The 12,405-nt window shown below is 65.4% G+C and carries 11 protein-coding genes; 7 read left to right on the top strand and 4 right to left on the bottom strand.

Annotated elements, in window-relative coordinates; genetic code table 11:
• Positions 1–106 precede the first annotated feature (106 nt).
• Positions 107–919, top strand: a complete 813-nt coding sequence (locus CXR25_RS04210; protein ID WP_009883201.1) for a YidC/Oxa1 family membrane protein insertase — start codon at positions 107–109, stop codon at positions 917–919.
• Between the two features lie 84 nt (positions 920–1,003).
• On the opposite strand, the gene CXR25_RS04205 is transcribed toward CXR25_RS04210, so the two are convergent.
• The 4 genes from CXR25_RS04205 to CXR25_RS04190 all read right to left on the bottom strand — a co-directional run bounded on the left by CXR25_RS04205 (position 1,004) and on the right by CXR25_RS04190 (position 5,844).
• Positions 1,004–3,556, bottom strand: a complete 2,553-nt coding sequence (locus CXR25_RS04205; protein ID WP_101557417.1) for an ATP-dependent Clp protease ATP-binding subunit — start codon at positions 3,554–3,556, stop codon at positions 1,004–1,006.
• Between the two features lie 89 nt (positions 3,557–3,645).
• Complete coding sequence (locus tag CXR25_RS04200; protein WP_096146589.1) at positions 3,646–4,392, bottom strand: DUF3152 domain-containing protein; 747 nt, start codon at positions 4,390–4,392, stop codon at positions 3,646–3,648.
• A gap of 136 nt (positions 4,393–4,528) precedes the next feature.
• Positions 4,529–5,197: a VOC family protein gene (locus CXR25_RS04195; RefSeq protein WP_069599609.1), complete on the bottom strand. Its 669-nt coding sequence runs from the start codon at positions 5,195–5,197 to the stop codon at positions 4,529–4,531.
• Entirely contained in the window at positions 5,185–5,844 is a 660-nt protein-coding gene (locus CXR25_RS04190; RefSeq protein WP_069599608.1) for a VOC family protein, read from the bottom strand. Before CXR25_RS04190 ends, CXR25_RS04195 begins: the two co-directional genes overlap by 13 nt.
• Positions 5,845–5,878: 34 nt before the next feature.
• Between CXR25_RS04190 and CXR25_RS19325 the strand changes: the two genes are divergently transcribed.
• The 6 genes from CXR25_RS19325 to CXR25_RS04165 all read left to right on the top strand — a co-directional run bounded on the left by CXR25_RS19325 (position 5,879) and on the right by CXR25_RS04165 (position 12,405).
• A complete protein-coding gene (locus CXR25_RS19325; RefSeq protein WP_350270659.1) occupies positions 5,879–5,983 on the top strand; it encodes a putative leader peptide in 105 nt (34 codons plus the stop codon).
• 73 nt (positions 5,984–6,056) lie between these two features.
• On the top strand, positions 6,057–7,766 hold the full coding sequence (locus CXR25_RS04185) for a TIGR04028 family ABC transporter substrate-binding protein (protein WP_009883206.1): 1,710 nt from the start codon (positions 6,057–6,059) through the stop codon (positions 7,764–7,766).
• Complete coding sequence (locus tag CXR25_RS04180; protein ID WP_101642173.1) at positions 7,763–8,818, top strand: ABC transporter permease; 1,056 nt, start codon at positions 7,763–7,765, stop codon at positions 8,816–8,818. The genes CXR25_RS04185 and CXR25_RS04180 overlap by 4 nt, the downstream gene beginning before the upstream one ends.
• Positions 8,815–9,690, top strand: a complete 876-nt coding sequence (locus CXR25_RS04175; protein ID WP_096158334.1) for an ABC transporter permease — start codon at positions 8,815–8,817, stop codon at positions 9,688–9,690. The genes CXR25_RS04180 and CXR25_RS04175 overlap by 4 nt, the downstream gene beginning before the upstream one ends.
• Complete coding sequence (locus CXR25_RS04170; protein WP_101583290.1) at positions 9,687–11,369, top strand: dipeptide ABC transporter ATP-binding protein; 1,683 nt, start codon at positions 9,687–9,689, stop codon at positions 11,367–11,369. Before CXR25_RS04175 ends, CXR25_RS04170 begins: the two co-directional genes overlap by 4 nt.
• A gap of 10 nt (positions 11,370–11,379) precedes the next feature.
• Positions 11,380–12,405, top strand: coding sequence for a putative FMN-dependent luciferase-like monooxygenase (locus CXR25_RS04165; RefSeq protein ID WP_009883210.1), 1,026 nt, complete (start codon positions 11,380–11,382; stop codon positions 12,403–12,405).

The following is a 12,405-nucleotide window of genomic DNA, read 5'->3' as shown; positions in this document are numbered from 1 at the left end:
GCCCTGCGTCGTTCGGTCGTTGAACGTCCATGACGACATCACCACTGCTGCTCAACGCTGCACGGCCGAATTGCCTGCATCGGCAGCGCCCAGGAGGGCCATCACCATGAACATCTACGAATTTCCACCCATCGAACTGCTCGTCAACGCCGCCTATTGGGTCGTCACCTGGCTGACGACTCTGCTCGAACCATTGGCTGGCACCGCAAGTGCTGCGCTGGCGATCGTGGTGCTCACGATCATCGTCCGCGCCGTGCTCATCCCCGTCGGGCTCTCACAGGTCAGAGCCGGCATCACTCGCAAACGCCTCGCACCGAAGATCACCGAGCTGCAGACCCGGTACAAGAAGACCCCCGAGCTTATGCAGCAGAAGATGATGGAGCTCTACAAGGAGGAAAAGGCCTCCCCGATGGCCGGCTGCCTGCCCGTGCTGGCCCAGATGCCGGTGCTCATGGCCGTCTATGGAATCTTCATCCAATCCACGATCGGCGGGCACGCCAATGACCTTCTCAACCATTCCCTGCTGGGCGTCCCCCTCAACGCCGGCTTCGTGGGTCTCCTGACCGGAGGGAACCTGAGCGTGGTCTCGGCCGCAGTCTTCGGCGTCATCGTGATCATCATCGCCGTCGTCGCTGCCCTCTCGCGGCATCTGCTCACCCCCGATATGCCGCAGACCCCGCCCGTCCGGGCGTCTGGCAGCCAGAACTCCACCACCGAGGGACCCGCCATGCCGGACCTCTCAGGCGTGACCAGGGTGCTGAGCTTCATGCCCTTCATGACCGCGGTCATCGCACTGTTTGTGCCTCTAGCTGCCACGCTCTACCTGATGACGACGACAGCCTGGACCCTGACAGAGCGCCTCGTGCTCAACCGTGTCCTCAAGGTTCACGAGCAGGAAGAGGCAGTTCCTGCCGCATGAATGAAGCGGGGCCGGACCGGAAGACATCGCTTCCGATCCGGCCCCGTGCCGTGCAGGTGATCACCCTGCACAGGCGGCTCTGCCTCAGACTGCCACAGGAACCTCGGGTGATTCCGCGACCACTCGCAGTATTCCGTCGTCAACCGTGGCGCTGACCCTTCCGCCTTCGGACACTGTCTCGTTGACGAGGAGGTCCGCAATGCGGTCATCGAGCTCACGCTGGATCACGCGGCGCAGCGGACGGGCACCGAACTCGGGTTCGTACCCGGTATCGGAAAGCCACTCCACAGCATCCTCGGACACGGTCAGGCCGATGCCCTGGTGCGCCAGACGCTCGACCGAACGCTCCAGCTGAAGACGGACGATGACGCGCAGCTGCTCACGATCGAGCCGCGAGAACATCACGGTCTCGTCGATCCGGTTGAGGAACTCGGGACGCATGAACTCCTTGAGCTTGCCCATCACCTTTGCACTCAGGTCCTTCTCGGTGACCTTCGCATCGGTGGAGCTGAAGCCCAGCGGGGTGCTGCCGGACATGAACTCGGAGCCCAGGTTGCTCGTCATGATGATGACGGTGTTCCGGAAGTCCACGGTCCGGCCCTGACCGTCGGTGAGACGACCGTCGTCGAGGACCTGGAGCAGCAGGTTGAAGGCGTCCGGGTGAGCCTTCTCGACCTCGTCGAGGAGGATCACCGAGTACGGCTTGCGCCGAACCTGTTCGGTCAGCTGTCCCGCTTCGTCGTAGCCGACGTAGCCGGGAGGCGAACCCACCAGGCGTGAGACGGTGTGGCGTTCCCCGAACTCGCTCATGTCGAATCGGATCATCGCCGACTCGTCATCGAACAGGGTCGCGGCCAGAGATTTCGCCAGCTCGGTTTTGCCCACGCCGGTGGGTCCGAGGAAGAGGAAGCTGCCAATGGGACGGTTCGGATCTCCCATTCCCATCTGGGACCGGCGCACGGCCTTCGACACTGCCGTCACCGCGTTGTCCTGACCGATGACGCGACCGTGGAGGATCTCTTCGAGCTTGGCCAGCTTGGCCTTCTGACCCTGGGTCATGCTCGCCGCCGGGATTCCGGTGGCACGGGAGACGACCTGTGCGATCTGGTCAGCATCGACGATGCTCGGCTTGGCGTCAGCCTCAGCCCGCTGCGCGCCGTCGTCCGGGTTCTCGGCTGCATGCAGCTTCTCCCCGAGACTCATGACCTCGTCGCGAAGTTCCCCGGCACGCTCATAGTTCTCTTCGCTGATCGCGGTGTTCTTCTCGGTCTCGAGTCGTTCGATCTCCGTGCGCAGGGCCTGGGTGTCGACCTTGGGCCCACGACGCAGAGACAGTCGAGCACCGGCCTGGTCGATGAGGTCGATCGCCTTGTCCGGCAGGAACCTGTCGTTGATGTAGCGATCGGAGAGCTCGACCGACGCGCGAATCGCCTCGGGCGTGTAGGTCACATTGTGGTGCTCGGCGTAGCGGTCCTTGAGTCCGTCGAGGATTGCCACGGCATCTTCGATGTTCGGCTCCCCCACGCGCACCGGCTGGAACCGACGTTCGAGGGCCGAGTCCTTCTCGATCGTGCGGTATTCCTTGAGCGTGGTTGCACCCAACAGGTGCAGATCACCACGGGCCAGCCGGGGCTTGAGGATGTTGCCGGCGTCCATCGAGTTGGATTCGCCGTTGCCGCCGGCACCGACGAGGGTGTGGAGCTCATCGATGAAGACGATCATCTCGCCGTCCTCGGCGACTTCGTCGAGGGTCCCGGTCAGGCGTTCCTCGAAGTCACCGCGGTAGCGTGTGCCTGCCAGCATGCCCGGCAGGTCGAGTGCGACGACTCGCTTACCCGAGAGCTGTGCTGGGATCTCGCCGCTGTGGATGGCCTGAGCCAGTCCCTCGGCGATCGCGGTCTTGCCGACGCCGGCCTCACCGAGCAGCACCGGGTTGTTCTTGGTGCGGCGAGCCAGGATCTCGATCGTCTCCTGGATCTCCTCGGCGCGTCCGATCACCGGGTCGAGTTCACCGTCGGCTGCCAGTGCCGTGAGGTCCGTGCCGAAACGCTCGAGCATGGTCTCCTCCGGCTGGCCCGCTCCGGGACCGCCCTGCGGGTCGCCTGCCTCGGCGGCTTCGGCTCCGGCCTGCAGCCGTTCCTGTGTCACGCCCGCCTGGGCGAGGATGCGGCCTGCTGGCATCTCGTGGTTGAGCACGAAGGCGAAGAACAGGTGCTCCGGGTCGACGTAGGTCGAACCGAACGCCCGTGCCACCTGGTAGGCGTCGAGGAGCGCGCGCTGACCGGAACCGGTAAGGGTCAGTGCCCCTTCGGGCTTGGTGTCTGAGGATGCGGGCAGACGGTCTTCGACGGCGCGGGCGACCTGCTCCGGGTCAGCTCCGGCCTGACGGATCGCCGAGACTCCGGGCTCGGTCTCTGCCATGGTGCGCAGAATGTGCAGGGCATCGACCTCCGCCTGACCGTGCTCTCTGGCATAGTCAGCGGCGTTGTCGATGACCTCGTGGCTGCGCTTGCTCAGCAGCTTGTTGATGTCGACGCTGCGCCCCTGGCGCGCGCCCTGCTGTCCCTGCAGAAAACGGGCAAGGAACTCGTCGAATGAATCTCCGCCAGAACCGGCGGATCCGAAGAACGTAGCCAATCTGATCTCCTGTCGAAAGTTGAGCCTATACGACTCAATCAACGACGAAGGAGGTGGTCTTATTCCCGAGTGCCGTCCCGATTTCCCGACTAGCCCTTCGAAGGCCAGCCGTTGGGCTCGCAGCCCTGCAGGCCTTTGGTCTGCTGCTGCATGAGCGGGGCCGTCTCGCCGGGCCCCGGGCACGATTCATGGCTGTGGCCAAGTGCGTGACCGACCTCGTGGTTGATGAGGTACTGACGGTATTGGGTGATGTCGTCGAACTCATCGGTGGCAGACACCCAGCGCTTGGCATTGAGGATGACGTTGTTGCCGTTGCGGCACGAGAGTTTGCCCAGGGTGCGCAGCGGCAGGCACATCGAGTCCACGGTGTCGGGGCTGGCGATGGAGATCATCGCATCCTCACCCTCGTCGACCATTTTGATCGACACATCGTCCAAGTCCTGCCAGCCGCGCTTGTCCTGCAGCGTCTTGATGATGAAGGCGCCCGCCTCATCGACGTCGATGGGCAGATTGTCCTCGACTCGCAGTGCGACCTTGAACGTTGAGCCCTCGTCCCGGTTCGGTCCGGTCTCCTTCTTCGGTCGGTCCCACTCGCCACTGCCCTGCATATCGATGTCGTCTTCACTGACACCGGCGGCACCGGCGGATTCCACGTCCGGCTCAGCAGACTTGCTGGGTGCCGGGGACTTCGTCGGCGACGCCGACTCACTCGGCTGGGCAGAGGCGGAACCCTCGCCGGACGCGACCGTCTCGTTCGAGGACGGTGCCGGCCTGGTCTCCTGATCCGAGTCGGTTGCGCAGGCGCTGAGTCCGATGAGCAGGGATGCAGCAACCACCGCCGAGGCTGACCTCAGCCGCTGCGAGGAGCCCAGCAACGATCGACTTGAGTGCAGTGGACCTTGTGAAATGCGAGGAGTTGGCGACACTCTGTCGAGTCTAGCGTTTCACAACCGCTCCACTGAGAACTTTCGCTCAGAACTCGAGGACACCGCCGGGACCACGCAGGCGTGCATGCAGCCGATGCTCCGTGCCTTCGACGACCTGGGTATCACCGGCACCGAGCACATCGAGGGCACGGCGGCTCTCCTCGGCGTCCGGGGATTCGATGGAGAATTCGAGGAGTTCGACCGACGGCAGGGCAGCCTCGGCGGGGTGGGTCGACTCGCCCCAGTCGATGAGGAAGGGCTGCGTTCCCTTGCTCGGCAGCGGAGACCGCGAGGTCAGACGCCATTCGAGCAGCTCCCCCTCGGCAGTTTCGCGGGACATGTCGCGGACCTCGCCGAAGTCGATTCCTTCGGTGTTCGCTCCGGCGACCTTCGCGAGGAAGGCGTGCGGGTGGATGGCCCAGGTCTGGAGGGTCAGGCCCTGCGCCAGATGGGCATCCAACGGCAGGGTGCCATCGGCTGGCGCTTCCTGCTGCGGGTCGGGACCCAGGATCTCGAGGTAAGTGTGAGCACCTTCGGGCCAGCCAGCAGGGATGAGACCTATCAGGTAGTTCGCGGTTCCTCGGCCCGGGTGTCGTCCCCCGGCCACTGCTTTGACTCCGGTGAGGCGCTCGAATTCGGCGACCCCGGCTTCGAGCTCGGGCACCGTGATGATGAGGTGGTCAAGATTGGCGGGAATCGTACTCAGATCGTCCATGATCCACCAGGACCTTTCAGTGTGGCGTGCAGGGTTTCTGTGACTCCTGCCTCAACCTCGATGGTAGCCCCCAAGGATCGCAGAACTCTGGATGTTGTGTCTACATCTGGGCTCAACGCCCAGAACCGTTCGAGGTGAACCGAGGGCATCGCCTGGCGCGCAGGATGCGGAGAGTCCTGCCAATCGATGAGGAAGGGTTGGATTCCGCCCAGCGCCAGCGGTGTCCGCCTCGTCAGCCTCCACTCCAGAAGAGTGCCCGCAGGGGTGCGGCGGGTCATGACATGAACCTCGCCGAGGTCGACGGGCGGTTCGCTCGCTCGTGCGGCTGAGGTGACGAGACCGTCGAAGTCGTCCGGGTGGATGGCCCAGCGCTGCACCGTGGGCCGGGTGATACCGGCCAGGCGAGCGACTGCCAGCTCGGGATCCTGCTCCGGGTCGGGTCCGAGGATCTCCAAATAGATGTCGCGGTGCTCATCGCCAGACTCGTCGCCGAACTCAAGGCCCAGCAGCGCATTGGCCGTCCCCAGCCCCGGATGGGCACCACCGGGAATAGGCTCCACGCCGAGAATGTTGTGATATTGCTCAACACTTTCGGCGAGATTCGGCACGGCAATGACGAGATGATCGAAATTCCAAGGCAGCAACATGACTCAATGTTAAGCGATCGAATTGACGCCCTGCATGCCGATGCGCTTAACTCAAAGCATGCAGACACAACCAGAGGGCCGAATGCTGTGGCGTCGGCTCCACATCGATCTCAAGAGGCTCACCAGCTCCAATTGTTGAGCTATATCAACAATTGGTTGAGCACCCGACCCACCCCCGATCTCGGTTTCATCTGCACAAAGGACCACATTCCATGACGGACCTCCGTCCCTCCACCTCGGCGAGCCCCGGCCGGACCTACGGCCGACGCAATTTCCTCAGCCTCGGGCTGGGACTGGGCACTCTCATCACGCTCAGCGCCTGCACGCCGAGTGATGATGCTCCGCTGCCCGAGGGCGGCGACCCGGTCCAGGGCGGGGTGCTCACGTACTTCGAGCCTCAGACGTGGACGCTGCTCTACCCGCCCTCGGTCGGGTTCTATCCCAACGGCGGCATCATGAACAACATCTCCGCCCGCCTGCTGTGGCAGGATCCGAAGACCCTCGACCTCTACCCCTGGCTGGCCACCGAACTGCCTGAGATCAACGCCGATGCCACCAAGTTCACCTTCACGATCCGCGACGGTGTCACCTACTCCGACGGTTCACCGCTGACGGCGAAGAACGTAGCGGCGAACTTCGATCTCTTCGGACGAGGCGATGAGGCTCGCACCCTGCCGGTCTCCGAGCAGATCTCGAACTACGAGCGCAGCGAAGTCCTCGACGACAAACGCGTCCGCTTCCACTTCAGCGCCCCCTCCCCCGGCTTCGCGCAGGCGACGTCGACGATGAACGCGGGTCTCCTCGCCGATTCGACATTGGCTCTGGACGCCGAGGGCTTCGGCCCCGGCGGTGCCACCGGCATCCACACCTGCGGTCCCTTCCACATCACCGACGAGACGATCGGGACGAAACTCTCCGTCCGGGTCCGTGAGGACTACGACTGGGCCCCACCACACCTGAAGCACCAGGGCCGGGCCCACCTCGACGGCATCGACTACCTGGCCAACAACGAGTATTCGGTGCGCATCGGCGCCGTGCTCTCCGGGCAGGCCGATGGCGTCCGCGACGTCCAGGCTCCCGACGAATCGCGCGTGAGCGAGCAGGGTCTGCGCCTCTATGCGAAGGCCACGAACGGCATCAACAACAGCGTCAACTTCCGGTTCCGGCACGAACTACTGGAAGATCTCAAGGTCAGGCAGGCCATCATCGCCGCCGTTGACCGGCAGGAGATCGTCGACAAGCTCTTCACCCCCAACTACCCGCTGGCCACCGGCCTGCTGGCCAAGGGCGCCATGGGCTACAAGGACCAGTCCGGGTCCTGGGTCCACGATCCCGAGGAAGCCAACCGACTCCTCGACGAGGCGGGCTGGTCCGAGCGCAACTCCGCCGGGTTCCGCACCAAGGACGGCCAGGTCCTGGCACTGAGCGTCAACATCGCCTTGCCGCAGCCACGCTCGAACGAGGTGCAGACCCTCATCCAGCAGCAGCTGCGTCACGTGGGCGTGCGTCTGTCCATCAACCCCGGTGACCAGTCCAAGCAGACCCTCGATGCCCTCGAACTCGACACGGTCCAGATCTACCATTCGATGGTCGCGCGCGCGGACTTCGACAATCTGCGTTCCAACTACTCCTCGGTCAACCGCGACGTCTTCCTCAACGGCAAGGACCGCGACGATGCGAAGGACGGAAGCATCGACCCCGAGATCGACCGCCTGCTGGATGAACTCGCCTCGGAGCCCGAGACGAAGAACCGGCAGAAGGCCGCCGAGAAAGTTCAGGACTACCTCGTCGAGAACGCCTATGTGCTGCCGTTCTTCGAAGAGCCGCAGGTCTTCGCCTTCCGCCGCCGCGTCAACGGCTTCACGACCGAACCGGTGGGCCGTCCCGACTTCTACAGCACATGGTTGGCAGGGCAGAAATGATCCTCGACATCCGCTACCTCTTCCTGCGCCTGGGCCAGGCACTGCTCGTGCTGCTGCTCGCGTTCACCGCGGCCTTCATCCTGCTCAGCCTCATTCCCGGCGACGGTGTCACCGCCAGATTCGCCGACCCTGCACTGGGTCTCTCTCCCGACCAGATCGCGCAGATCCGCACCGAGACCGGGGCCGATGAGTCGTGGATCAGCCGCTACTTCCTCAGCCTCGGAGGGTTCCTCACCGGCAACTTCGGCTTCTCCGTCCAGACCGGTGCCGCGGTGTCGACGATCATCGCCGCGGCCCTGCCCTCGACCGCGGTGCTCGCCCTGTCCGGGTTCGTCTCCGCCCTGGTCCTGGCCGTTGTCATCGCGGTGCTGGCAACCTACGGGCCCTTCGCCTGGCTGCGGAAGCTGCTCGACTCGGTGCCCAGCCTCTTCATCTCGATTCCCGTCTTCTGGTTGGGGATCCTGCTCATCCAGATCTTCTCCTTCCAGCTCGGGTTCGTCTCCGTGGTCTCACCCGGCCCCGCCGAGGCGCTCGTCCTCCCAACCCTGACCGTGGCGGTGCCGCTCTCGGCCCCCATCGCGCAGGTCCTCATCCGCTCCATCACCGACGTCAAGGCCTCCGGATTCGTCAAGGTCACCTCGGCGAAGGGTGCCGGTGAGCTGTGGATCCTCGTCCACACCGTCGCCCGCAACGCCGTCCTGCCGGGCCTGACGATCATCGGCCTCGTCTTCGGTGAACTGGTCGCCGGCGCCGTGGTCACCGAGACCGTGTTCGGGCGCAACGGAATCGGCCAGATCACCGCCCAGGCCGTGACCCACCGCGACAACCCGATCCTCCTGGCCGTCGTCGTCATCGCGACCCTGGCCTACGTGACCATCAACCTCATCGTCGACCTCCTCTACCCCGTCATCGACGTCCGGCTGCGCACACAGCCAGGGGCCGCCTCGGCGGGGAAGAAGCCTGCCGATGAACCCACTCGCCGGGCGCTGTCGACGACCGCGGCCAGCGTCGGGGTCGACCTCGACTGGGACGACAAGGACACCCAATCATGAGCCTCATCAGCAGTCTTGCCCCCACCTCGGGCACCGGCAAGCCGGGCTCGGCGGCGAAGCGACGCAGCCGCACCCGCGCGAACATCGGCCCCGCCACCATCGTCTCGGCCCTGGTCCTGCTCATCGCCATCATGTGGGCGCTCTTCCCCGGACTCTTCACCCAGCATGACCCCAACGACGGCGGCACCACTCCGGCGCTGCTTGGCCCCAGCCTCGACCACTGGTTCGGCACCGACCAGACCGGACGTGATGCCTACGCCCGCGTCGTCTACGGCGCGTCACAGTCATTGCTCGCAGCACTCGTGGCTGTCGGTGTCGGACTCATCGTGGGCACGGCCATCGGGCTCATCGCCGGCACCCGCCGCGGCTGGGTCGACGATGTGCTCATGCGCTTGATCGACGTGCTGCTCTCGATCCCGGCGATCCTGCTCAGCCTCTCGATCGTCGTCGTCTTGGGCTTCGGCACCATCAACGCGGCCATCGCCGTCGGCGTCACGGCCATCGCCCAGTTCGCACGACTGTCGAGGTCAGAGGCGGTGCGCATCAACACCAGCGACTTCGTGGCCGCGGCCTACGGTTCGGGCGGCACCTTCTTCTCCGTCCTCGTCCGCCATATCCTGCCCAACTCGATCTCGCCCGTGCTGTCCCTGGCCGTCCTCCAGATCGGATCCGCGATCCTCCAGATCTCGACGCTGGGCTTCCTGGGCTACGGGACTCCCCCGCCGACACCGGAATGGGGCCTCATCATCGCCGAGGGCCGCAACTTCGTCGCCACCGCATGGTGGCTGACCGTGCTGCCCGGCTTCGTCGTCATGGCCATCGTCCTGGCCACCCACCAAATCGGCAACACCCTGAGAAAGGTGACATCATGACCGAGTCCGCACCCCTGCTGTCCGTGCAGGATCTCAGTGTCGCCTACTCCCAGTCCTCGGCCCCGGCCGTCGACGGCGTGACCTTCGCCGTGCGCGCCGGGTCGATGACCGCGGTCGTCGGCGAGTCCGGGTCCGGCAAGTCCACGACCGCGAATGCCGCCATCGGCCTCCTCCCGGAGTCCGCGCAGATCACGAGCGGGCACATCCACTTAGGTGAAGTCGATCTCGGTGGCTTGGGAACCAGCGGCTGGCGTGGGATCCGCGGCAGTCAGATCGGCTACGTCCCCCAGGACCCCGGCAGTTCACTCAATCCGCTGCAGACCATCGGCAAATCCGTCGCCGAGGCGCTGCGGATCCACAAGCGCGCCGATCGGAAGTCTGCCCGTGCCCAGGTCATCGAACTGCTGACCAGAGTCGGCATCGATCGGCCACAGATGCGCGCCGATCAGTTCCCGCATGAGCTCTCCGGGGGAATGCGCCAGCGAGTCCTCATCGCCTCCGCGATCGCACTGCGCCCACGACTGCTCATCGCCGACGAGCCGACCTCGGCCCTCGACGTGACCGTGCAGAAGCAGGTCCTCGATCTCCTCGATGAGCTGCGCGCAGAGACCGAGATGGGCGTCCTCTTCATCACCCACGACCTCGCCGTCGCCGGTGAACGCGCCGATGAGGTCGTCGTCATGCAGTCCGGACGCGTCGTCGAGGCCGGACCGGCGGCTCAGATCTTCTCCCGGCCTGCCACCGACTACACCTCGCGGCTGCTTGCCGACGCCCCGGCGCTGAAGACGAAGACCCACCGACAGGCCACATCCACCGCCGCACTCGCCGAGGCGCAGGCCCCCTTCGTCTCGGTCGAGGGCCTGACTCAGGTCTATGCCCGCAACGATGATCAGGTCATCGGCATCGACGACGTGTCACTGCACGTCGAACGCGGCACCACCCACGGCATCGTGGGCGAATCCGGTTCAGGGAAGACGACGACGGGCAAGGCCCTGGCCGGGTTCCTCACCCCACAGTCCGGTCGCATCCGCGTCGGCAATTTCGACACCGATGACTCTTTGCGCGGTCGTGCGGAGCGGGCCCGCCTGCGCGACTTCCGCCGCACGGTCCAGCTCGTGCACCAGAACCCGTACTCGGCACTGGATCCCAAGCACACCATCGGCCAGATACTCACCGAACCGCTGCGCAACTTCCGCATCGGTTCCCGGAATTCGCGACCGACCCTCGTCGCCGAGGCCCTGGAGAGGGTTGCCCTGCCTACCGAGTTCGGCGAGCGCCGACCGGCCGAGCTCTCCGGCGGTCAGCTGCAGCGGGTGGCGATCGCGCGGGCCCTCATCGCCGGCCCTGAGCTCGTCGTCTTCGATGAGGCCGTCTCGGCCCTCGACGTGACCGTGCAGGCCCAGATTCTGACCCTCCTCGACGATCTCCAATCTGACCTGGGACTGACCTATGTCTTCATCTCCCACGATCTCGCTGTCGTGCGACAGATCGCTGATACCGTGTCGGTGATGTCGCAGGGACGACTGGTGGAGAACGGACCGACGGAGGACCTCTTCGCTCGCCCGCAGACTCAGTACACGCGCACCCTCCTCGATGCGATCCCCCGCCCCGTGATGCTCCACGGCAACGGAGACAGCGCCGCTTCGACACCCACATTGCTCACCGCAGCAGAAAGTTGAGACTGACACGATGACGAACAGTTCCACCGGTCCCCGGCTCGGATTCTTCACCCGCCTGCTCGAGGACGCCCCGGCAGCTCAGCGCTACCGGTTCGCACTCGAACAGATCCAGGCGGCCGAGGCCCACGGCTTCGACTCCGCGTGGGTGGCCCAGCACCACTTCTCTGCGACCGAGGGCGGCCTGCCCTCCCCACTCGTGTTCCTCGCCCATGCGGCAGCCCAGACCTCGCGGATCCGCTTGGGCACGGCGATCATCACCCTGCCCATGGAGAACGGCGTGCGTGTGGCCGAAGACGCTGCGGTCACCGACGTGCTCTCCGGGGGACGCCTGGAGATCGGGCTCGGTTCGGGCGGAAACCCGAAGTCCTTCCCCGCCTTCGGCACCAGCTTCGATCAACGACGTGAGGTCTTCGCCGACAACCTCGCGGCACTGAAGACTCTGCTGGCAGGTCAGTCCCTGGAGACCGGGCATGCGCTCTATCCGGAACCGACCCGGCTCTCCGAGCGCCTCTGGCAGGCCACCTTCTCCTCCGGCGGATCCGGAGCTGCCGGTGCCGCCGGTGATGGCCTCATGCTCTCGCGCACCCAACCCCGCTCCCAGGACAAGCCCGAAGCAACCCTCGACGAGGTGCAGCTGCCGGTCATCGACACCTACCTGGCGAACCTTCCCTCCGGTGTGGAGCCCCGAATCCTGGCATCGCGCACGGCCGTCGTCGCCGATGCCGCAGCGCTGCCCGAACTCCGCGCCCGGACCGAACCGGCGCTGCGGGCCGAGGCAGATCGCCTCGTCGGCTATGACACCTCGGGGCTGAGCCTGGACGAGCTGCTCATCGCCACCGACACCTACCTCGGCACCCCCGAGCAGGTCATCGAACGCCTGGCGACAGACCGTGTGCTGAACCGGGCCACCGACGTCAGCTTCCAGGTACACTCGGTGCCGGCGACGAATGAGACGACGCTGCGGTCCATCGAACTCCTGGCCACCGAGGTGGCCCCGGCCCTGGGACTGACGCTCACGACGGAACAGGCGGCCTGA

The sequence above is a fragment of the Brevibacterium aurantiacum genome (assembly GCF_003932995.1).
In the GTDB taxonomy this organism is placed as follows: domain Bacteria; phylum Actinomycetota; class Actinomycetes; order Actinomycetales; family Brevibacteriaceae; genus Brevibacterium; species Brevibacterium aurantiacum.
Note: the sequence above shows the minus strand (reverse complement) of the source record. Positions and strands in the feature narration are given on the sequence as shown.